Source organism: Pseudomonas sp. H2_D02 (genome assembly GCF_054677635.1).
On the sequence record NZ_CP162816.1, the window covers coordinates 5,980,438 to 6,003,441 of the forward strand.

The 23,004-nt window shown below is 60.8% G+C and carries 18 protein-coding genes; 10 read left to right on the top strand and 8 right to left on the bottom strand.

The annotated features are described in order from the left end of the window. Positions 1–12: 12 nt before the first annotated feature. From kdgD to AB4N42_RS27445, 5 genes are all read right to left on the bottom strand, one after another. Positions 13–924 (bottom strand): 5-dehydro-4-deoxyglucarate dehydratase, encoded by a 912-nt coding sequence (gene kdgD / locus AB4N42_RS27425; RefSeq protein ID WP_030139832.1) that lies wholly within the window; start codon positions 922–924, stop codon positions 13–15. A gap of 537 nt (positions 925–1,461) precedes the next feature. Continuing rightward, complete coding sequence (locus tag AB4N42_RS27430; protein WP_030139831.1) at positions 1,462–2,208, bottom strand: FadR/GntR family transcriptional regulator; 747 nt, start codon at positions 2,206–2,208, stop codon at positions 1,462–1,464. A gap of 259 nt (positions 2,209–2,467) precedes the next feature. After that, on the bottom strand, positions 2,468–4,195 hold the full coding sequence (locus tag AB4N42_RS27435; RefSeq protein WP_460115595.1) for an ABC transporter ATP-binding protein/permease: 1,728 nt from the start codon (positions 4,193–4,195) through the stop codon (positions 2,468–2,470). A 91-nt stretch (positions 4,196–4,286) separates the two neighbouring features. Continuing rightward, a complete protein-coding gene (locus AB4N42_RS27440; RefSeq protein ID WP_003177957.1) occupies positions 4,287–4,847 on the bottom strand; it encodes a response regulator transcription factor in 561 nt (186 codons plus the stop codon). Further along, entirely contained in the window at positions 4,840–6,102 is a 1,263-nt protein-coding gene (locus tag AB4N42_RS27445; protein ID WP_030139829.1) for an ATP-binding protein, read from the bottom strand. The genes AB4N42_RS27440 and AB4N42_RS27445 overlap by 8 nt, the downstream gene beginning before the upstream one ends. A 368-nt stretch (positions 6,103–6,470) precedes the next feature. On the opposite strand from AB4N42_RS27445, the gene AB4N42_RS27450 reads away from it, so the two are divergent. After that, the gene (locus AB4N42_RS27450) at positions 6,471–7,187 is read left to right on the top strand and encodes an SIMPL domain-containing protein (protein WP_030139828.1); all 717 of its coding nucleotides are present in this window, start codon (positions 6,471–6,473) and stop codon (positions 7,185–7,187) included. Positions 7,188–7,277: 90 nt separating this feature from the next. Here AB4N42_RS27450 and AB4N42_RS27455 read toward each other — a convergent pair whose 3' ends face one another. Next, positions 7,278–7,523: a hypothetical protein gene (locus tag AB4N42_RS27455; RefSeq protein ID WP_024618924.1), complete on the bottom strand. Its 246-nt coding sequence runs from the start codon at positions 7,521–7,523 to the stop codon at positions 7,278–7,280. Positions 7,524–7,657: 134 nt separating this feature from the next. Beyond that, complete coding sequence (locus tag AB4N42_RS27460; protein WP_030139827.1) at positions 7,658–8,041, bottom strand: DUF6124 family protein; 384 nt, start codon at positions 8,039–8,041, stop codon at positions 7,658–7,660. Between the two features lie 1,404 nt (positions 8,042–9,445). On the opposite strand from AB4N42_RS27460, the gene AB4N42_RS27465 reads away from it, so the two are divergent. The 9 genes from AB4N42_RS27465 to AB4N42_RS27505 all read left to right on the top strand — a co-directional run bounded on the left by AB4N42_RS27465 (position 9,446) and on the right by AB4N42_RS27505 (position 22,162). Further along, positions 9,446–11,047 (top strand): ABC transporter substrate-binding protein, encoded by a 1,602-nt coding sequence (locus tag AB4N42_RS27465; RefSeq protein WP_460115596.1) that lies wholly within the window; start codon positions 9,446–9,448, stop codon positions 11,045–11,047. Between the two features lie 255 nt (positions 11,048–11,302). Further along, complete coding sequence (locus AB4N42_RS27470) at positions 11,303–12,928, top strand: ABC transporter substrate-binding protein (RefSeq protein ID WP_460115597.1); 1,626 nt, start codon at positions 11,303–11,305, stop codon at positions 12,926–12,928. A 409-nt stretch (positions 12,929–13,337) separates the two neighbouring features. Continuing rightward, on the top strand, positions 13,338–14,939 hold the full coding sequence (locus AB4N42_RS27475; RefSeq protein ID WP_030139825.1) for an ABC transporter substrate-binding protein: 1,602 nt from the start codon (positions 13,338–13,340) through the stop codon (positions 14,937–14,939). A 170-nt stretch (positions 14,940–15,109) separates the two neighbouring features. After that, complete coding sequence (locus AB4N42_RS27480) at positions 15,110–16,525, top strand: OprD family porin (protein ID WP_198797775.1); 1,416 nt, start codon at positions 15,110–15,112, stop codon at positions 16,523–16,525. A gap of 75 nt (positions 16,526–16,600) precedes the next feature. Further along, on the top strand, positions 16,601–18,196 hold the full coding sequence (locus tag AB4N42_RS27485) for an ABC transporter substrate-binding protein (protein ID WP_030139823.1): 1,596 nt from the start codon (positions 16,601–16,603) through the stop codon (positions 18,194–18,196). A gap of 74 nt (positions 18,197–18,270) precedes the next feature. After that, a complete protein-coding gene (locus AB4N42_RS27490; RefSeq protein ID WP_030139822.1) occupies positions 18,271–19,281 on the top strand; it encodes an ABC transporter permease subunit in 1,011 nt (336 codons plus the stop codon). 10 nt (positions 19,282–19,291) lie between these two features. Next, positions 19,292–20,203, top strand: a complete 912-nt coding sequence (locus AB4N42_RS27495; protein ID WP_030139821.1) for an ABC transporter permease subunit — start codon at positions 19,292–19,294, stop codon at positions 20,201–20,203. Between the two features lie 10 nt (positions 20,204–20,213). After that, positions 20,214–21,182 carry an ABC transporter ATP-binding protein gene (locus AB4N42_RS27500; protein WP_460115598.1) on the top strand — a complete coding sequence of 323 codons (969 nt, stop codon included), beginning with the start codon at positions 20,214–20,216 and terminating at the stop codon, positions 21,180–21,182. Further along, entirely contained in the window at positions 21,182–22,162 is a 981-nt protein-coding gene (locus tag AB4N42_RS27505) for a peptide ABC transporter ATP-binding protein (protein ID WP_030139820.1), read from the top strand. Before AB4N42_RS27500 ends, AB4N42_RS27505 begins: the two co-directional genes overlap by 1 nt. 254 nt (positions 22,163–22,416) lie before the next feature. On the opposite strand, the gene AB4N42_RS27510 is transcribed toward AB4N42_RS27505, so the two are convergent. Next, on the bottom strand, positions 22,417–22,668 hold the full coding sequence (locus tag AB4N42_RS27510; protein ID WP_030139819.1) for a hypothetical protein: 252 nt from the start codon (positions 22,666–22,668) through the stop codon (positions 22,417–22,419). Positions 22,669–23,004: the final 336 nt, after the last annotated feature.

Genomic DNA, 23,004 nt, shown 5'->3' on the forward strand with positions numbered 1-23,004 from the left:
TTGTCGGGTCTGTTACTGCTTGCCTTGCTTGTCGATCAGCGCGGCCAGGGCTTCGTATTCTTCTGGCAGCAGATCGGTCAACGGCGTGCGCACAGGACCTGCGTCATAGCCAACGATCTTCGCGCCAGCCTTGACGATGCTCACTGCGTAACCGGCCTTGCGGTTGCGGATGTCCAGGTATGGCAGGAAGAAGTCGTCGATGATCTTGCCAACGGTCTCGTGATCGTCGCGGGCAATGGCGTGGTAGAAGTCCATCGCGGTTTTCGGGATGAAGTTGAACACCGCCGAGGAGTAGACCGGCACGCCCAGGGCCTTGTAGGCCGCGGCGTAGACTTCAGCGGTCGGCAAGCCGCCCAGGTAGCTGAAACGATCGCCGAGGCGACGACGGATCGACACCATCAGTTCGATATCGCCCAGGCCGTCCTTGTAGCCGATCAGGTTCGGGCAGCGCTCGGCCAGTTGCTCCAGCTGAGTGGCATTCAGGCGGCAGACGTTGCGGTTGTACACCACCACGCCGATCTTCACCGATTTGCACACGGCTTCAACGTGGGCGGCAACGCCGTCCTGGCTGGCTTCGGTCAGGTAGTGCGGCAGCAGCAACAGGCCCTTGGCGCCCAAGCGCTCGGCTTCCTGAGCGTATTCGATGGCCTGGCGGGTCGCACCACCGACACCGGCGAGGATTGGCACGCTGGTGGCGCAGGTATCGACTGCCGTCTTGATGACTTGCGAATACTCGCTGGCGGCCAGGGAGAAGAATTCACCGGTGCCGCCCGCTGCGAACAATGCAGAGGCGCCATACGGGGCCAGCCACTCGAGACGCTTGATGTAGCTGTCGCGATTGAAATCGCCATTGGCAGTGAAATCGGTGACCGGGAACGACAGCAGGCCAGACGAGAGGATGGACTTCAGTTCTTGTGGATTCATTATTCGAACACCCTGGACGCAAATGTTGTGTTGTAGGAAACGGTTCAGCTTCATGTGAAGTTGTAGGTCATCGTACAACTTAAAATGTGAACGTCAACTGCATTTCGTCTTTTGTTGGGGAGGCGGGCCAGGGTTGTTGGCGTGAAGCCTTCTAAATCGGGACTTAGGACGAGATTGGAAGACGAATGGAAATTGCCGCCGGGGCTCCAGGACGGCTCGTCGACCCTGTTAACTCTGCCAATAGGCACCGTTGCAGCGTGGGGACACAGCCCCAGGCACGGCGGTGCTGCGCACGGCTGTAGTTCCTTCACAATCTTTATTGAGTCGCCTTACGCTGCGATCAGCGCGGCCTCACAGGGAGGGACATTCTGTGGCGAGGGGATTTATCCCCGCTGGGTTGCGCAGCACCCCCCTAAGGCGGTAACTCAATCCGATCCCACACACAAAGGCGTCTGTGTGGGGGCTGCTTCGCAGCCCAACGGGGATAAATCCCCTCGCCACAGAAGCAATGACTCGCCTCATTTCAACCGAAAGACGCTAGCCCTGCGCCTGCGCCTCTTCATGGGCCTGGCGCAACCGCTCGCGGCTGTTGGTCAGGTGCAGACGCATGGCCGCACGGGCGGCGTCGGAGTCCTGGCGAGCGATGGCCTCGTAGATTTCCTCGTGTTCGCGGCTCAGGCGATCCATGTAGTGCTGGTGGTCGTCATGGGCCAGGCGCGCCGAGTTCAGCCGGGTACGCGGGATGATGCTGGTGCCCAGGTGGGTCATGATGTCGGTGAAGTAGCGGTTGCCGGTGGACAGGGCAATTTCCAGGTGGAAGGCGAAGTCCGAGGCCACCGCGTCGCTGGCGTGGGCCGCGCTTTCGTTCAAGGCATCAAGGGCCGCCCGCATCGCCGCCAGTTGCTCATCGCTGCGGCGCTGCGCCGCCAGCCCGGCGGATTCGACCTCCAGGCTGATGCGCAATTCCAAGATCGCCAGTACATCACGCAAGGTGACCACCGTGGCCGGGTCGATGCGAAAGCCGCTCGGGCTGGGCGTGTCCAGCACGAAAGTGCCGATGCCGTGACGGGTTTCCACCTGGCCGGCCGCCTGCAACCGGGAAATTGCCTCGCGCACCACCGTGCGGCTGACGCCATGGGCTTCCATGATCGCCGACTCGGTGGGCAATTTATCGCCACGCTTGAGCAGGCCGTCGCGAATCTGCTCGGTCAGGACCGTCACCAGCTCCTGCGCCAGGCTGCGGCGCTTGCGGGGAAGGCGTGGGACGTTGATCGGGTTTTCCATGGTGTGTCTCTATATTTGGCAAGCGGCTAAGTGTGCATCATAGCGCAACGTGGTTGTACGATCACCGTGCTCACCGGTGGGCCTTGTCAAAGGTTACCGCCATGCATCGTTGTGGCGAGGGGATTTATCCCCGCTGGGCTGCGTAGCAGCCCCCTTGATCTATTGGCAGACTCAATATCGAGGACCGTTGATTTGAAAGGGGCGCTTCGCGCCCAGCGGGGATAAATCCCCTCGCCACAACAGCGTTCGACAATGACAATCAAGCAGTCACAGCCTGTTCCACCAGTTGGCCATTTTCGATACGCACATGTCGCGGATGGAAACGTTTCAAGCTGCTTCGGTGGCCGACGCTGACAATGCTCAGGCCCGGCAGTTGGTCAATCAAGGCCTGGTACAGCGTCGCCTCGTCTTCTTCATCCATCGCCGATGTGGCTTCGTCCATGTACAACCATAACGGCGCGTAAAGCAATGCGCGGGCGAAGGCCAGGCGTTGCTGCTCGCCGGGCGAGAGCATGCGCTGCCAGTGGTTGCTTTCATCCAACCGCGGGATCAGGTGCGGCAGGCGGCACGTTTCCAGCACCTGTGCATAACGCTCGTTCGGGTACACATCGCCGGCCTGTGGATAACTCAGCACTTCCCGCAGGCTGCCAATCGGCAAGTAAGGCTTTTGCGGCAGGAACAGATAACGGGCCGACGGCAGTCGAATGCTGCCATGCCCGGCAGGCCACAGATGCCCCATCGCGCGCAGCAATGTGGACTTGCCGCTGCCGGAACGACCGCTGAGCATAACCCGCTCGCCCGGTTCGACATCCAGCTCGGCGTGGGTCAGCAAATGGCGACCATCGCTCAGGTCCAGCCCGAGGTTGCGTACTGTCAGCTCGTTACCCTGGTTCTGCACATCGATCGCCGGCACGCGGTCTTCGTTGTCACTCATCGCCTGGCGAAAACTCAACAAGCGGTCACAGGTGGCGCGCCACGCGGCAAGGTCGGCGTAGGCGGTGATGAACCAACTGAAATTCTCCTGCACGTTACCGAACGCCGAGTTGATCTGCATGAGCTCGCCCAGCTGGATCTTGCCGGCGAAATAACGCGGGGCGGCGACGATGAACGGGAAGATGATCGCGATCTGGCCATAACCGGAGGTGAAGAACGTCAGGCGCTTGGACACCCGCATGATGTCCCAGAAGTTGTGCCAGACCAGGCCGAAGCGCCCGCTCAAGCGACGATTCTCGTTGGGCTCGCCCCCATACAACGCAATGCTCTCGGCATTCTCGCGCACCCGCACCATGGAGAAACGCAGGTCGGCTTCGAAGCGTTGCTGGTTGTTGTTCAGGCCGATCAGGCGACGGCCGATCAGGTGCGTCAGCCAACTGCCGACCGCCGCGTATACCAGCGCGCACCAGAACATATAGCCGGGAATGGTGTAGCCGAAAACTTCGATACTGCCGGAAACGCCCCACAAGATGACCGAGAACGACACCAGGCTGACCACGGTACGCAGCAACCCCAAGCCCAGGCTCAAGGTGTTGGTGGTAAAACTGTTGAGGTCTTCGGAAATCCGCTGGTCGGGGTTATCGGTGTATCCGCCCTGCTCCAGCCGGTAGTAATTCTTGTCAGCGAGCCAGCGGGCGAAGTGCTGCTCGGTGAGCCAGGCCCGCCAGCGGATGGTAAGCATCTGCGTGAGGTACAAACGGTACACCGCGCCGAGGATCGCCACCGCCGCGATGCCGCAGAAATACAGGATCAACCGCCAGAAAGCCGCGGTGTCCTTCTCTTGAAGGGCGTTGTAGAAATCCCTGTACCAACTGTTGATCCACACCGAAATCGCCACGCTGAACAGCGACAGCGCGATCACGGCGATCAGCAGCGTCCAAGCCTTGCCCTTCTCCTCACTGCGCCAGTATGGCGTGGTCATTTGCCAGACACGGCGGAAAAACTGGCCGCGCACCGCGTCATTGACCGCGGAATATTCAGCGTTCTGATTCATGGTTAGGGCTCAATAATGAAAAAACTCGGGCCGATCATAGAGCAACGGCCCGATATATCGCGAGGGTGGACAGCATTCGTTCAGCGCAGGTTCAGCGACGCACAGGGCGCTTTTGCAATTTGCGCTGCAAGGTCCGCCGGTGCATGCCCAAGGCGCGGGCCGTGGCGGAGATGTTGCCTTCGTGCTCGGTCAGCACGCGCTGGATGTGTTCCCATTGCAGGCGATCCACCGACATGGGGTTTTCCGGCACCAGGGTGTCGAGGTCGGCGTGTTCGGACAGCAGCGCCGCCAGCACGTCATCGGCGTCGGCCGGCTTGCACAGATAATTGCAGGCACCGCGCTTGATGGCTTCGACCGCGGTGGCGATGCTCGAATAACCGGTGAGGATCACCACGCGCATTTCCGGGTCCAGCTCGAGCAGCTTGGGCAGCAGCACCAGGCCCGAATCGCCGTCCATTTTCAGGTCGAGGGCAGCGTAGTCCGGCAGGTCGGCCTGGGCGATGGTCAGGCCCTCTTCGGCGGAACCGGCGGTGCTGACGCGAAAACCGCGACGGGACATGGCGCGGGCCATGACGCGGGTGAAGGTGGCGTCGTCATCCACCAGCAGCAGGTGCGGCAGTTCTTCGCCGTCGACTTGGATCTCGTCACTCATATTCGTCTCCTCGGTCGGCATGGGGCAGGCGCAGCTCGGTGAGCGTGCCGCCTTCCTCATGGGGGTAGAGTTTCACCGAGCCGCCGGCGCGTGTCACGCTGGCCTTGCTCAAAAACAGGCCCAGGCCGAAACCTTTGCCCTTGGTGGTAAAAAACGGTTTGCCGATCTGCTCGGCAATCGCCAGCGGCACACCGGCGCCGTGGTCGCGAATGCAGATCGTCAGTTCGTAGGCATCCCAGTCCAATACCACTTCCAAGCCTTCGGGGCAGGCGTCGGCGGCATTGTTCAGCAGATTCAGCAGCGCTTGGGTCAAGTCCGGCGGCGGCGCCATGCGCGGCACCGTGCCCTTGCCCAGGCACTGGAAGCGGTAACTGGCTTCGGGGCGCATCAGGTGCCAGCGGTTCAGGGCATCGTCGAGCCAGAACGTGACCGCCTGCATGTCGATGTCCAACCGGCGATTGGCCTCGGCGGCGCGTACCAGGTATTGCAGGGTCTCCTTGCAGAGCTTTACCTGGTCCTGCAGCACGCTGAGGTCTTCCTGCAACGCCGGGTCTTTATGATCCTGGCGCATTTCCTTGAGCAGCACGCTCATGGTCGCCAGCGGTGTGCCCAACTCGTGGGCGGCGCCGGCAGCCTGGGTCGCCACGGCCAGCAGTTGCTCGTCCCGCAGGCCTTCTTCGCGGCGAATGGCGCGCAACTCTTCCTGGCGGCGCAGCTCCTCGGCCATGCGCGCGGCAAAGAAGGTGATGACCGCGGCGGCCAGGGCGAAGCTCAACCACATGCCGTAGATCTGCAGGTTTTCCCGGGCGATGGGGAAGGTTTCCAGCGGATAGAACCGCGCCAGCAACAAGGTGTACAGCGCCAGGGCGATGCCAGACAGGATCAGCGAAAACCGCCACGGCAACGTCACGGCGGCGATGGTCAGCGGCACCAGGTAATAAGAGACGAAGGGGTTGGTGGAGCCACCGGAGAAATACAGCAGCGCGCTGTGGATAAACAGGTCGCAGGCCAGTTGCACGGCGTATTCAAGTTCGGTCACTGGCCATGAGGTGCGCAGGCGAATCGCCGTCAACGCGCAGAGTACGCTGGAGAAAACCAGGGTAATCGCCAATTGCAGCCAGGGCAGCGGCAGCAGGTCGAACCAATAGGCAAGCCCCACGGAGCCGGCCTGGGCCGCGAGGACCAGAATGCGGATAAACGTCAGGCGCCAGAGGTTCTGGCGAGAAGCGGAAGTCATTTGCAAAGGGGCGAGCATGAGCTCTCCTGATGAGCGCTCCAGGCGGATCGCACGGAGTATAACCAACGCACGGCGGGCAGAGGCAGATATGCGGCAAAGCGCCACAGCCCCGAAATGGCACACCAACCATTGTGGCGAGGGGATTTATCCCCGCTGGGGCGCGAAGCGGCCCCCAAAAAGGTCAGGCACCACGCCGAGCTGGGGCATGGCAATTCTGGGACTGCTACGCAGTCCAGCGGGGATAAATCCCCTCGCCACAGAAAGCCCTTCACCGAGCTGATCTGTATAGAAGTTGTAACTGTGCGAACCGCACCATAAACGCTAGAGTCTTATCGTTCACGCAGGCCCGGAACCTACACCCCTGCGCATCATCCCAAGGAGCTTTCATGCACACGTTCAGTCGCCCCGCCGCCCTGCTCGCCCTCAGCCTCGGCACCGTCGCCAGCCTGCCGGCCCTGGCCGCCGACGAGCTTCATTACAACCAGATCTCCCTGCGCGCCGAAGCCAGCCAGGAAGTGGCCCGCGACCTGATGATCGTCACCCTCTACACCGAGGAACAGAACACCGACCCGGCCAAGCTCGCCGCCGCCGTCAGCACCACCCTGAATAAAGCCATAGGCCAGGCCAAACAGGTCAAGGGCATCAACCTGAGCCAGGGCAGCCGCAACAGCTACCCGATCTACGACAACAAAGGCGGGAAAATCACCGGCTGGCGCGAACGCGCCGAACTGCGCCTGGAAAGCGCCGACTTCGCCGCCCTGTCCAAACTCACCGGCGAATTGCTCAGCGACATGAAAATGGGCGGCATGGACTTCGCCATCGCCACCGCCACTCGCCAGACCAGCGAAGACGCCCTGCTCAAGGACGCCGTCAACGCCTTCAAGGCGCGCGCCCAACTCGCCACCGAAGCCCTCGGCGGCAAGGGCTACAAGATCGTCAACCTGAACTTCAATACCAACGGCTACCCACAACCGTACATGCGTCCGCAAATGATGATGAAAGCGGCGTCGATGGATGCGGAGTCGGTCACGCCTGAGGTAGAAGCGGGCACCAGCAAAGTGACAATGACCGCGGATGGGGTGGTTGAGGTGTTGATGCAGTAACCATCCAAGGCAGCGGGTCAATCGCACTGATTGCAATTGATCCGCCTGTTAGGGGAGGCCCCTTTAGCCTGGCGACACGGTCCATACATCTTATTTCAGCAAGGCAACGGCCGCTTTAGCGAGCTGGATGAACAACTCATCATCCTGCGCATCAAAATCGCCATCCCCGTCGGCATCTCCTTTTACGTCCACCTTGTCGTAGCGGCCGTTCTTCAGAGAGGAGGACACAGAGGTGGAAAAATCCAGCTCTTTCCCGCTGTAGAACTCGAACAGGACCTCTGGGCTACTATCACGATCCAGGTCTTCGATAGATATGCGAATTTCTTTAGCGGCCATGATTACACCTCTTCCAATGAATAAAGTAATAACGGCATCGCTACAGAAGAGGAGCGCGCCTGGATCCAACCTACCTCCAGGCGCACAGCGTCGCTACTGTCAGATCTGTCAGGTGTATGCCTGTACAGCGGCTCTCAAGGTGCTGGGCTCGCCGGCGCTTCAAGCTGATCCAACGCCTTGTCCACCAGCAACTGGCACAACTCCACCAACTGATGAATTCCCAACGCCACACTGCGCCGCGTGCCCTCCACTTCAAACGCCAGGTCCTCGGCCATGGTCTTGATCGAGGCTAGGGTTTCGGAAGTGCTGGTCAACAGCGTATCGGTGTCGGCCTTGGCGGTAACGGAGAACAGGCTATCGATGCGTGGATCGGTACTGGGCTTTGAAGGCTTCGGATTGAGGTAATGATCGAGGGCCCGATCGGCGGCGGCTCGGTCTTTTAGCAGGTCTTCGATGGCGTCGAATTCTGCTAGGGGGTTTGTTCTGTTGAAGGGGGGATCGGGGACTGACTTATCCATATTCAATGCTCCTGCTTAAAAAGTTGGAGCCATCCCTGTGTCGTTTCCACGCGACAATAGGTGGCAGCGGTACGCGGGGTGGAAATACCGGTAAGCAGGACCCGGCCAGACCGAAGTCTGCCCACGCACAGCCGCCAGGACGCAGTTTGCAGACGAAACGAGACGTCGGCAACACGATGTTCAGCCATGCCCTACTAATTCAGGTTTCCACACCCGATCGCTGCTTTGGCAGCGACGTTCAAAGGTTAGAGCCCCCACTTCCGACCGGCAACCCTAAAAAGCTGTGGGATGTTTCGTTTCAGGACCGATGATCCTTCCGACAAAAATGAATGACTCATCACACCTCCTGGCGCAGCAACCCCGTGGCGAGGGAGCTTGCTCCCGCTGGGCTGCGCAGCAGCCCCAAACCTGACACCTCGGTACGTCAGATGAATGCAGTCGCTGCTGTTGGGGCCGCTTCGCGCCCCAGCGGGAGCAAGCTCCCTCGCCACGGGTTTGGTGGTCGGCGGGACATAGACATATTGCTTCGACCTCTGCTGGGGTCTTCTCAGAACGGAGTCGCACAATAGTTTTGACATCTCCAAAAACAGCACGAGAGAACTGTCCACGTTTTATGGAATGTGGACAGCGAAAGATTCGGCCGCCTTGAAAAGTCAAAATATTTTTCTTAGGCATGAAATGACCAGCCTTCATACCTGGGCTTTCAGGCCACCTTCGCGAACAAACCCACACACAACTGATCGGGTACATTCGTGAGAGATAGGCCGGCTACTAAGCCGCCTTCGCGAGCAGGCTCGCTCCCACAATGGATTGGGATATGACCGGGAGAGCCAGGTCGGCTACCAGGCCGCCTCGCGAGCAAGCTTTGCTCCCACAGATTTGAAGGGTGCACGACCGCAAGAGCCAGGTCGGCTATAAGGCCGCCTCGGCCCGGCTTTTGATCTGAGGGCCCCGTTAACCACGATGGCCGAACGCAGGCATTGTGGAGTGGGCATCCCGGCATGGATGCCGGGATAGCCGCGCAGGGCCATGGATGGCCCATCGCGGCGGGCCCACGGAGCAATGCCGGAGTGAGGGCACACCGAGCTAAGCGAGGTGCCGAGTGGTGGGGCAAAGCGCTTTTGGTTACTTTTGGCGCTCCTCCAAAAGTGACCCGCCGTAAGGGCGGAACCCTAAGTAGCCGTTACCGCAGCAATGGATATGTACCCGACTGGAAGGCCGCCATCGCGAGCAAGCTCCCCACAGTTTGATCGGAGTACAGCAGGAAGAACCAGGCCGGCTATCAGGCCGCCTCACCCAAGAAGCTATACCCAAACCCCACGGTCCCCCTCACTTTTCGATATTTCCAACACCCCCTCCCGCAACGCTACTCTTCTGAAAACCTCACCGCCCCCAAGGGATTTCATGGACAGAACCACCTTCAAGCCCCTCCTGCTGGCCCTAACCTTGATCAGCAGCGCCCCAATGGCCCAGGCCGCCACCACCCTGGTCTACTGCTCCGAAGCCAGCCCCGCCGGGTTCGACCCCAGTCAATACACCAGCGGCACCGACTTCGACGCCTCGGCCGAAACCGTCTTCAACCGCCTCACCCAGTTCAAGCGCGGCGGCACCGAGGTCGAGCCTGGGTTGGCGACAAGTTGGGACGTGTCCGCCGATGGCCTGACCTACACGTTTCACCTGCGCGACGGCGTGAAATTCCATACCACCGACTATTTCACCCCCACCCGCGACTTCAACGCCGACGACGTGCTGTTCACCTTCCAACGCCTGCTCGACCCACAACACCCGTTTCGCCAGGCCTACCCCACCGAATCGCCGTACTTCACCGACATGGGCCTGAACACCACGATCAAAAACGTCGAGAAAGTCGACGAGCACACCGTCCGCTTCAGCCTGAACAACGTCGATGCGGCTTTCGTACAGAACCTGGCAATGAGTTTTGCCTCGGTGCAATCCGCCGAATACGCCGCGCAGCTATTGAAGGAAGGCAAGGCCGGCGACCTCAACCAGAAACCCGTCGGCACCGGGCCGTTCGTGTTCAAGCGTTACCAGAAGGATTCGCAGATCCGCTACGCCGCCAACACCGCGTACTGGAAACCCGAGGACGTGAAGCTCGATAACCTGATTTTTTCCATCACCCCGGACGCCGCCGTGCGCCTGCAAAAGCTCAAGCGCGGCGAGTGCCAGGTCAGCGGTTATCCGCGCCCGGCCGACATCGAGGTGATGGAGCAAGACCCGAACCTGCGCGTGCTCAAGCAGCCCGGTTTCAATCTCGGTTTCCTGGCCTACAACGTGACGCACCCGCCGCTGGACCAGCTCAAGGTCCGCCAGGCGCTGGACATGGCCATCGATAAACCGGCGATCATCAAGGCCGTTTACCAAGGCGCCGGGCAGCTGGCGCAGAACGCCTTGCCGCCGGCCCAGTGGTCGTTCGACCCGACGATCCAGGACGCGCCCCATGACGTGACCAAGGCCAAGGCGCTCCTCAAGGAAGCCGGGGTTGCGCCCGGTACAACCATTGATTTGTGGGCGATGACGGTGCAGCGCGCGTCCAACCCCAACGCACGCATGTCGGCGCAGATGATCCAGCAGGATTGGGCCAGGATTGGCATCAAGGCCAACATCGTCAGCTACGAATGGGGCGAGTACATCAAGCGCGCCAAGAACGGCGAACACGACGCGATGATCTACGGCTGGACCGGCGACAACGGCGACCCGGACAACTGGCTCGGCGTGCTTTATAGCTGCGCGGCGGTCAAGGGCAGCAACTACGCCAAGTGGTGCGACCCGGCCTACGACCGGTTGGTCCAGCAAGCCAAGGTCGCGACCGACCGGCAAAAACGGATCGAGCTGTACCAGCAGGCGCAGAAAATCCTCAAGCAGCAGGTGCCCATCACGCCCATTGCCAACTCAACGGTGTTCCAGCCGATACGCAAGGAAGTGGTGGATTTCAAACTCAGCCCATTTGGCCTCACACCCTTCTACGGCGTGGGTTTGAACAAGTAAAACCCGCCCCATGGCGGTGCGTCGCGGCCTCGCGCCGCACCGCCAAGGAGCGCGTTTCGCCCCAAAAAAGCCTGCGCAAACGGTCAAATGCGTCAGAAGTTACAAAGATGCGACATTAAGGTACGTTCGTGCCACTGTTTCAGACTTGTAACCGCTCTGGATCTTGCATTGGGTATGGGGCCTGCATAAGTATCCGCAGGACGACTCACGAGGTCGCCCTCAAATCCAAAAATGACAACAAATCATGAGGCCAACATGCTTAAACACGCGGTCATTCCGTTTTTAGTCGGCGCAGGCTTGTTAGCCAGCGCTCCTTTCGCTTCCGCCGCGACTAACCTGGTGTTCTGCTCCGAAGGCAGCCCGGCCGGTTTCGACCCTGGTCAGTACACCACCGGAACCGACTTCGACGCCTCTGCAGAAACCATGTTCAACCGCCTGACCCAGTTTGAGCGCGGCGGCACCGCCGTGATTCCTGGCCTGGCCACCAAGTGGGACATTTCCGAAGACGGCCTCACCTACACTTTCCATCTGCGTGAAGGTGTCAAGTTCCACACTACCCCGTACTTCAAGCCGACCCGTGAATTCAATGCCGACGACGTGCTATTCACGTTCAACCGCATGATCAACAAGGACGACCCTTTCCGTAAGGCGTACCCGACTGAATTCCCGTACTTCACCGACATGGGGATGGACACCAACATCACCAAGATCGATAAAGTCGACGACCACACCGTCAAGTTCACTCTCAAGGATGTAGACGCCGCGTTCATCCAGAACATGGCGATGAGCTTCGCCTCGATCCAGTCCGCCGAATACGGCGCCCAACTGCTCAAGGAAGGCAAGGCCCCGGACATCAACCAGAAGCCGGTCGGCACTGGCCCGTTCGTGTTCAAGAGTTACCAGAAAGACTCCAACATCCGCTACACCGGGAACAAGGACTACTGGAAGCCTGACGACGTGAAGATCGACAACCTGATCTTCGCCATCACCACCGACCCGTCGGTGCGCATGCAGAAGCTCAAGAAAAACGAATGCCAGATCACCCTCTTCCCACGCCCGGCCGACCTCAAGGCCCTGAAGGAAGACAAAGCGTTGAAGATGCCTGACCAGGCGGGTTTCAACCTGGGCTATATCGCCTACAACGTGATGGACAAGATCAAGGGCAGCAACGAGCCGAACGTGCTGGCCAACCTGAAGGTCCGCCAGGCGCTGGACATGGCGGTCAACAAGCCACAGATCATCGACTCGGTGTACCAGGGCGCCGGCCAACTGGCGGTCAACGCCATGCCGCCGACCCAGTGGTCCTACGACACCACCATCAAGGACGCCAAGTACGATCCTGAGAAAGCCAAGGAGCTGCTCAAGGAAGCCGGCGTCAAGGAAGGCACCAACATCACCCTGTGGGCGATGCCGGTGCAGCGTCCGTACAACCCGAACGCCAAGTTGATGGCCGAGATGCTGCAGTCCGATTGGAAGAAAATCGGCCTGAACGTCAACATCGTCAGCTACGAATGGGGCGAGTACATCAAGCGTTCCAAGGGCGGCGAGAACCAGGCCATGATCATTGGCTGGAGCGGTGACAACGGTGACCCGGACAACTGGCTCAACGTGCTGTTCGGCTGCGACTCGCTGGCCGGCAACAACTTCTCCAAATGGTGTGACAAGAAATTCGACGGCCTCGTGAAAGAAGCCAAGCGCACCACCGACCAGGCCAAGCGCACCGAACTGTACAAGCAGGCGCAACACGTCCTCAAGGATGCTGTGCCAATGACACCTATCGCTCACTCGACGGTGTATCAACCCATGCGCGCCAACGTGCAGGACTTCAAGATCAGCCCCTTTGGCTTGAACTCCTTCTACGGCGTCAGCGTCAGCAAGTAAGGTGACCTGTGGCGAGGGAGCTTGCTCCCGCTGGGCCGGTCCGACGCTTCGGGCGTAGCGGCCTCTTTTTTAAGCGCGATGGCGGACTATCAACGACGCCATCGCGAGCAGGACTCGCTCCCACGCCATGCCGTCGCCCTGTCTGCCGAGACCAAGACCTAGGAAATTGCCTACATCCAAAAGCACTGCGTCCCACAGCAGTTGGTTTAGGACGTGTCGCCTTTTCCCACAAGTCTTTCAGGCGTTTCCGCATTTACCGCCTGGCCCACGACCCATAACGTCGGGGCTGCCGGTTTGCTGGCCCTGTGGCATCGCTGTTTACGCAATGGAATGAGCCCAGTGCTCCGGACCTGTCCCCGGAAGGACACCGGATCACTGTTCAACACCCCGAAACGAGAGAGGGAGCGTCATGCGCCATACCTTGGTTTTATCCGCATTGCTGGGCACCGGCCTGTTGGCCGCCACCTCCGCAGCCCAGGCCGCCGGTGGCAGCCTGGTGTTTTGTTCCGAAGGCAGCCCCGCCGGTTTCGACACCGCGCAATACACCACGGCCACCGACAACGATGCCGCCGAACCGCTGTACAACCGCCTGGCCGAGTTTGAAAAAGGCGCGACCAATGTAGTCCCAGGCCTGGCGACGAGCTGGGACATTTCCGAAGATGGCTTGAAGTACACCTTCCACCTGCGCGAAGGGGTGAAATTTCATACCACCGATTACTTCACGCCGACCCGGGATTTCAACGCCGACGACGTGCTGTTCACGTTCAACCGCATGCTTGACCCGCAGCATCCGTTCCGCAAGGCCTACCCCACCGAGTTCCCGTACTTCAACGGCATGAGCCTGAACAAGAACATTGCCAAGGTCGAAGCAACCGGGCCGCTGACGGTGGTAATGACGCTCAACAGCGTCGACGCCGCGTTTATCCAGAACATTGCCATGAGCTTCGCCGCGATCCTCTCGGCCGAATACGCCGACCAACTGCTCAAGGGCGGCAAGCCGAGCGACATCAACCAGAAGCCGATCGGCACCGGGCCGTTCGAGTTCAAGAGCTATCAGAAAGACTCCAATATTCGTTATGTCGCCAACGACAAGTACTGGGCGCCGGAACGGGTGAAACTGAAAAACCTGATCTTCTCCATCAACACCGACGCCTCGGTGCGGGTGCAGAAGCTCAAGGCCAACGAATGCCAGGTCACCCTGCATCCACGTCCCGCCGACGTGCCGGCCTTGAAGAACGATCCCAAGCTGCAACTGATCGAAAAACCGGGTTTCAACCTCGGCTACATCGCCTATAACACCCGCCACAAGCCGTTCGACCAGGTCGAAGTGCGCCAGGCGCTGGACATGGCGGTGAACAAGCAAGGCATTCTCAACGCCGTTTACCAAGGTGCGGGGCAACTGGCGCAGAACGCCATGCCGCCGACGCAATGGTCCTACGACGACACCATCAAGGACACGCCCTACAACCCGGAAAAAGCCAAGGAGTTGCTCAAGGCCGCCGGGGTCAAGGAAGGCACCGAAATCACCCTCTGGGCCATGCCCGTGCAACGCCCGTACAACCCCAACGCCAAGCTGATGGCCGAGATGCTCCAAGCAGACTGGGCGAAGATCGGCCTGAAGGTGAAGATCGTCAGCTACGAATGGGGCGAATACATCAAGCGCACCAAGAACGGCGAGCACGACATCAGCCTGATCGGTTGGACCGGCGACAACGGGGACCCGGACAACTGGCTGGGCACGCTCTATAGCTGCGACGCCATTGGCGGCAACAACTACTCCATGTGGTGTGACCAGGATTACGACAAGCTGATCAAGCAGGCCAAGGTCGTCACCGACCGTGACCAGCGCACCGTGCTCTACAAACAGGCCCAGCAGTTGCTCAAGCAGCAAGTGCCGATCACCCCTGTTGCCCACTCGACGGTCAACCAGCCGCTGAGTGCCAAAGTCGAAGGGTTCAAGGTCAGCCCCTTCGGTCGCAACGTCTTCTCGGGCGTCAGCCTGAACCCATAACCGCTTAGCCGCACAGCGAGGGCTTCCCTGGAAGCCCTCACGCAGAAGTCTTGCCTTAATTCGCCAATCAGGCGCCAAGCAAACGTTTGCAAGCTGGAAATGAGTTCCAAACCGATAGCCGTATCACCAAAAAAGAACGGCATGAAAAAGAAAGAAAAGGAGCGTTACCGATGAAACTGAGCAGCACCGCGATACTGGCCTTGGCCATCAGCAGCGTTACGGCCACGGCTTACGCTGAATCCCAGAGCCAGGCAGTCACCCCAGTGACCCTCAAGACCACCAGCGAGCAAAGCGAAGCCAAGGGCTTCATCGACGGCCAATCCGTCACGGGTAGCACGCGCAACTGGTACGCCAACGAGCAATTCAAGCGCGGCACGAAACTCACCTATCGCAAAAACGGCGAAGCACGCGAGACCGATCGCCGTATCAACTGGCTGCAAGGCACCATCATCAAGTACAACTCGGGCTTCACCGAAGGCACCGTAGGCTTCAGCACCGAAGTGGCGGCCTACAATGCCATCGCCCTCGACCGGGATCGCAAGGACCTGGCGTCCAACAATGGCGGTGCACCGACCACCCGTCCTGGGGCCGGCAACAACCGTACCCTGACCCATGAAGGCGGCGACGCTGTGGGCCAGTGGAGCAAACTGGGCCTGGCCAACGTCAAGGCCCGCGTGTCCAACACCACCCTGACCGCCGGCCGCCAGAACTTCAGCAGCCCGATGGTCGACGTCATCGGCAACCGTGCCCTGCCTTCCAGCTTCCAAGGTGTGAGCCTGCACAGCGAAGAGTTCGAAAACCTGGGCTTCGACATCGCCACCTTCGACCGCAACTCGCCACGTACCGAAGAGAGCCAGCGTAAGTTCCGCTCCGAATACGGTGACAGCAGCGTCGAGACCGATCACGTCAACACCGCCGGTATCACTTACCAGCCACTGGCCAGCCTGAAGACCAGCCTCTGGGCGACCCAGGCCGAGGACATGTGGAACCAGTACTACTTCGGCGCCACCCACGAGCTGGGCGACAGCTCGGTACTGAGCCTGACCACCGGCCTGAACTACTACAAGACCGTGGATTCGGGCAAAAGCAAGCTGGGTGAAATCGACAACGACACCTATTCCCTGTCGTTCGGTCTGACGCACCAGGCCCACAGCCTGACCTTCTCATACCAGGAAGTGAACGGTAACGAGTACTTCGACTACCTGCACGAAACCAACGGCATCTACCTGGCCAACTCCCTGCTGTCGGACTTCAACGGCCCGAACGAGAAATCCTTCCAGATCGCCTATGGCCTGAACATGGCCGAATACGGCGTACCAGGCCTGAAGTTCAACATCTACCAGGCGCGCGGCTGGGGCATCGACGGCACGCACTACAACAGCACCGGTTATAGCGACGTGCGGGCCATGGACGGTGAGCACCACTATGAATACGGCGTCGGCGCGTCCTATGCCGTACAGAGCGGCCCTCTGAAAGCCACCGCGATCCGTGCGACCTACACCGCACACCGCGCCAGCGAAAACCAGGCCGACGGCAGCCTCAACGAGTTCCGCCTGGTCACCACCATCCCGTTCAACATTCTCTAAACTGCCACCGGGCGGGCGACTCACAAGGTCGCCCGCCCGGTCTTTTGCCAATTACCCGATTGCAGAGGATTGACGATGAACATGATCCCCCTACGCGCCGCCATCGCCGCCGCGCTGCTGAGTGTCGCCGTTGGCGCCACCGCCAAGCCCCTGGTGGTTTGCACAGAAGCCAGCCCGGAAGGCTTCGACATGGTCCAGTACACGACTGCAGTCACCGCCGATGCCGTGGCGGAAACCATTTTCAATCGCCTGGCCGACTTCAAGCCCGGCACCACCGAAGTGATTCCGGCCCTGGCCGAATCCTGGGACATCAGTGACGACGGCCTGACCTACACCTTCCACCTGCGCAAGGGCGTCAAGTTCCACACCACCGAATACTTCAAGCCGACCCGCGACATGAACGCCGACGATGTGGTCTGGAGTTTCCAGCGCCAGCTGGACCCGAACCACCCGTGGCACAAACTGTCGAGCGTGGGCTTCCCGTACTTTGAAAGCATGGGCTTCAAGGAACTGCTGAAAAACGTCGAGAAAGTCGACGAGCACACGGTCAAGTTCACCCTGACCCGCCGCGAAGCGCCGTTCCTGGCCGACATCGCCATGGCCTTCTCCTCGATCTACCCGGCCGAATATGCCGACCAGTTGCTCAAGGCAGGCAAAACCGGCGACCTCAACAGCAAGCCGATCGGCACCGGCCCGTTCGTGTTCCAGCGCTACAACAAGGACGCCCAGGTTCGCTTCAAGGCCAACCCGGACTACTTCCGTGGCAAGCCGCCAGCCGATGCGCTGGTATTGGCCATCGCCACCGACAACAACGTGCGCATGCAGAAACTCAAGACCAACGAGTGCCAGATCGCGCTGTACCCCAAGCCCGATGACATCCCCAGCATCAAGAAAGACCCGAACCTGAAGGTCACCGAGCTGGACGCGATGACCGTCTCCTACACCGCCATGAATACCAGCCACAAATACATGAGCGACGTGCGGGTGCGCAAAGCCATCGACCTGGCCTTCGACAAGGAAGCCTACGTCAACGCGCTGTTCGGCAAGGGCAACGCCACCGCGGCGGTCAACCCCTACCCGCCGACCCTGCTGGGCTACAACCACGATCTGAAGAACCCGGCCCGCGACCTCGACAAGGCCCGCCAATTGCTCAAGGAAGCCGGCGTGCCGGAAGGCACCGTGTTCACCCTGTTTACCCGCAACGGCGGCGGCCCGACCAACCCCAACCCGATGCTCGGCGCGCAGATGATGCAGTCCGACCTGGCAAAAGTCGGGATCAAGGTCGACATCCGCGTGATGGAATGGGGCGAAATGCTCAAGCGCGCGAAAAACGGCGAGCACGACATGGTGTCCGCCGGATGGGCGGGCGACAACGGCGACCCGGATAACTTCCTGACGCCTATGCTCAGTTGCGAGGCCGCCAAGAACGGCGAAAACTACGCGCGCTGGTGCAACGAGAAATTCCAGGCGCTGCTCGACCAGGCACGCGCCACAGTGAACCCCGAGGAGCGCGCCAAACTCTATGAGCAGGCCCAGGTGATTTTCAACCAGGACCAGCCATGGATCAGCATGGCCCACACTCGGATGTTCACGGCAATGCGCAACAACGTAGAGGGCTACGTGATTAGCCCGCTCACCACCAACAACTTCGCCACCACCCAGGTGAAGTAGATAAGAAAACGCCCGGCAACCTTCACCAAAGGATTGCCGGGCACGCCTAACCGGCTGATGAGGTACACCTGAAGATGTTTAGTTTTATTGCCCGCCGACTGGGATTATTGATCCCCACGTTCTTCGGCATCACCTTGCTGACCTTCGCGTTGATTCGCATGATCCCCGGCGACCCCGTGGAAGTGATGATGGGCGAACGTCGGGTCGATCCCGAAATGCATGCACAGGCAATGGAACGCCTTGGCCTCAACAAACCGCTGTATGCCCAGTACCTGGACTACATCGGCAAACTGGCCCACGGCGACCTCGGCGAATCGCTGCGCACCCGTGAAAGCGTATGGACCGAGTTCAGCTCACTGTTTCCCGCGACCCTGGAACTGTCCATGGCCGCGCTGTTATTCGCCGGTATCCTGGGCCTGCTGGCCGGGGTGATCGCGGCACTCAAGCGAGGATCCCTGTTCGACCATGGGGTGATGGGCATCTCCCTGGCGGGGTATTCGATGCCGATCTTCTGGTGGGGCCTGATCCTGATCATGTTCTTCTCGGTGTCCCTGGGCTGGACGCCGGTGTCGGGACGGATCGACCTGCTCTACGACATCGAGCCGAAAACCGGCTTCATGCTGATCGACACGCTGCTGGCCGACGAGCCGGGCGCGTTCCTCGATGCCCTGCATCACCTGATCCTGCCGGCCATCGTGCTGGGCACCATTCCGCTGGCGGTGATCGCCCGCATGACCCGCTCTTCGATGCTCGAAGTACTGCGCGAAGACTACATCCGCACCGCCAAGGCCAAGGGCCTGTCGCCGTCGCGCGTGGTGTTCGTCCACGGCCTGCGCAACGCGCTGATCCCGGTGCTGACCGTGGTCGGCCTGCAAGTCGGCACGCTGCTGGCCGGCGCGGTCCTGACCGAAACGATCTTCTCCTGGCCGGGCATCGGCAAGTGGCTGATCGAAGCCATCGGCGCCCGGGACTATCCCGTGGTGCAGAACGGCATCCTGTTAATCGCCTGCCTGGTGATTCTGGTCAACTTCGTCGTGGACATCCTCTACGGCTTTGCCAACCCACGCATCCGTCACCAGCGCTGAGATCAAGACCATGAGTACTCCAACTACCGCGGTAGCAGTCGATCAAAGCCTGCTGTACCCGTCCCCGTACAAAGAATTCTGGCACGCGTTTTCCCGCAACAAGGGCGCCGTCGCCGGGCTGCTGTTCATGATCCTGATCGTGTTCTGCGCGATCTTCGCCCCGTGGGTCGCGCCGCACGACCCGAGCGAGCAATACCGCGACTTCCTGCTGACGCCGCCGGCCTGGCTGGAAGGTGGGCAGATGCAATTCCTGCTGGGCACCGACGAACTGGGCCGCGACCTGCTGTCGCGGCTGATCCAGGGTTCGCGGCTGTCGCTGCTGATCGGCTTGTCGTCGGTGGTGATGTCGTTGATCCCGGGCATCCTGCTGGGGCTGTTCGCCGGGTTCTTCCCGCGCATCCTCGGCCCGACCATCATGCGCCTGATGGACATCATGCTGGCCCTGCCATCCTTGCTGCTGGCCGTGGCGATCGTCGCCATCCTCGGCCCAGGCCTGATCAACACCGTGATCGCCATCGCCATCGTCTCGCTGCCATCCTACGTGCGCCTGACCCGCGCCGCCGTGATGGGCGAACTGAACCGCGACTACGTGACCGCCGCCCGCCTGGCCGGTGCCGGTCTGCCGCGCCTGATGTTCATCACCGTGCTGCCCAACTGCATGGCACCGCTGATCGTCCAGGCAACCTTGAGCTTCTCCTCGGCGATCCTCGACGCCGCCGCCCTGGGTTTCCTCGGCCTCGGCGTGCAGCCGCCTACCCCGGAGTGGGGCACCATGCTGGCCTCGGCCCGCGACTACATCGAACGCGCCTGGTGGGTCGTGAGCCTGCCTGGCTTGACCATTTTGCTCAGCGTGCTGGCAATCAACCTGATGGGCGACGGGCTGCGCGATGCGCTGGACCCGAAACTCAAGAATGCCGCCTGAGGAGATTCCCATGTCACTGCTAGAAATCAAGAATCTCAACGTCCGCTTCGGCGACGCCACCGCCGTGCCGGTGGTCGACGGCCTGGACCTGAGTGTGGAAAAAGGCGAAGTCCTGGCGATCGTCGGCGAATCGGGCTCGGGTAAATCCGTGACCATGATGGCGCTGATGGGCCTGATCGAGCACCCCGGCATCGTCACCGCCGATGCGCTGAACTTCGACGGCAAGAACATGCTCAAGCTGAGCAACCGCCAGCGCCAGCAGATCGTCGGCAAGGACCTGGCGATGGTCTTCCAGGATCCGATGACCGCGCTCAACCCCAGCTACACCGTGGGTTTCCAGATCGAAGAAGTGCTGCGCCTGCACCTGAAGTTGTCCGGCAAGGCCGCCCGCAAGCGCGCCATCGAACTGCTGGAAAAAGTCGAGATCCCCGGCGCCGCCAGCCGCATGGACGCCTATCCGCATCAACTGTCCGGCGGCATGAGCCAGCGCGTGGCGATTGCCATGGCTATTGCCGGTGAGCCGAAGCTGCTGATCGCCGACGAACCGACCACCGCCCTCGACGTGACCATCCAGGCGCAGATCATGGACCTGCTGCTGGCCCTGCAAAAAGAGCAGGACATGGGCCTGGTGCTGATCACCCATGACCTCGCCGTCGTCGCCGAAACCGCCCAGCGCGTGTGCGTGATGTACGCAGGCCAAGCCGTGGAAGTCGGCCAGGTGCCGCAGCTGTTCGACATTCCGGCCCACCCCTACAGTGAAGCGCTGCTGGCGGCGATTCCGGAACACAGCATGGGCGCCGAGCGCCTGGCGACATTGCCCGGCATCGTCCCCGGTCGCTACGACCGCCCGCAAGGCTGCCTGCTGTCGCCGCGCTGCCCGTACGTGCAGGACAACTGCCGTCAACAACGCCCGGCCCTCGATCCGAAATCCAACAGCCTCGCCCGCTGCTTCTACCCGCTGAACCAGGAGGTGGCGTGATGGCCGTCGTACTTACCGCCCGTGACCTGACCCGTCATTACGAAGTGTCCCGTGGCATGTTCAAGGGCCATGCGACCGTGCGCGCCCTCAACGGTGTGTCGTTCGAACTGGAAGCCGGCAAGACCCTGGCCGTGGTGGGCGAATCCGGTTGCGGCAAATCCACCCTCGCCCGGGCCCTGACGCTGATTGAAGAACCGTCCGCCGGCTCCTTGAAAATCGCCGGCCAGGAAGTGGCCGGCGCCAACAAGGCCGAACGCAAGCAACTGCGCAAAGACGTGCAGATGGTCTTCCAGAGCCCTTACGCGTCCCTCAACCCGCGGCAGAAAATCGGTGATCAGCTGGCCGAGCCATTGCTGATCAACACCAACCTGTCGGCCACCGAGCGGCGCGAGAAAGTCCAGGCGATGATGAAGCAGGTGGGCTTGCGCCCTGAGCATTACCAGCGCTACCCGCACATGTTCTCCGGCGGCCAGCGCCAGCGCATCGCCCTGGCCCGCGCCATGATGCTGCAACCCAAGGTGCTGGTGGCGGACGAACCGACGTCGGCGCTGGACGTGTCGATCCAGGCCCAGGTGCTGAACCTGTTCATGGACCTGCAGCAAGAGTTCAACACCGCCTACGTGTTCATTTCCCACAACCTGGCGGTGGTGCAGCACGTCGCCGACGACGTGATGGTGATGTACCTCGGCCGCCCGGTGGAAATGGGCCCCAACGAGTCCATCTACAGCCGCCCGCTGCACCCGTACACCCAGGCGCTGCTGTCGGCCACCCCGACCATCCACCCGGACCCGAACAAGCCGAAGATCAAGATCGTCGGCGAACTGCCCAACCCGCTCAACCCGCCGTCCGGCTGCGCGTTTCACAAGCGCTGCCCGTATGCGACCGAGCGTTGCAAGACTGAGGAACCGGCGTTGCGCCCGTTGGATAACCGGCTGGTGGCGTGTCACTACGCCGAGCGGTTTCTCGACGGCGCTGCATAAAGCAGAAGGTAGATAAGCTCTTGTGGCGAGGGGATTTATCCCCGTTGGGCTGCGCAGCAGCCCTAAAGCAATGAACTCAATCTTCCTGGCGCACCGAGTTGCCTGGTTTGGGGCCGCTGCGCAGCCCAGCGGGGATAAATCCCCTCGCCACAGAGGTAAAATTTCACCTTGGGTCATGCGCCGGGCATAAAAAACCCCGCCAGCCCCGACTGAATATCAGTTGGGGCTGGAGGGGTTTTCTTTAGGCTATAGCCCTACGTCTGGCTATCGCCCTCTTCATCCTCATCACCATCCGGCGGATCAACCGGCGAACCATCGTCATCCTCGCCATCGTCTGGATCGCCTGCGTCCGCATCGGTCGCGGCAAGCATCAACTCACCCTGCGCAACCTGCCCACTCGATGCGTGCTGATCATGCTGATCACATTCCGCCCACGCGATGGTGGAGCCCAGGGACAACATCACCAAAACCTTCAATAGCAACATCATGCGTAGAAGCTTATTCATAGCCAATTCCTTCTTTCCGGATAAAGCCGGGGCCCGACGGCGCTCAACAAAATCTAGTTCTGAACCGCCCGGTTCACCAGATAAGACGCTCCCGTACAGCCAGAAATGCCGTCGCTGTACAGAATGGTTTCGAATAAGCCTTATCCCCAAATCTACTAACGCCACAAACCTCCCTTGTGGGAGCGGGCTTGCTCGCGAAGAGGCCGGCACATCCAGTATCCAGGCAGGCTGCCCCACCGCTTTCGCGAGCAAGCCCGCTCCCACAATTTGAATGGGTGTGGTCACAAAGCAGTGCCAAACCAAAACCCTTTTGGGGCCGCCGGGCATTGAGCCCTA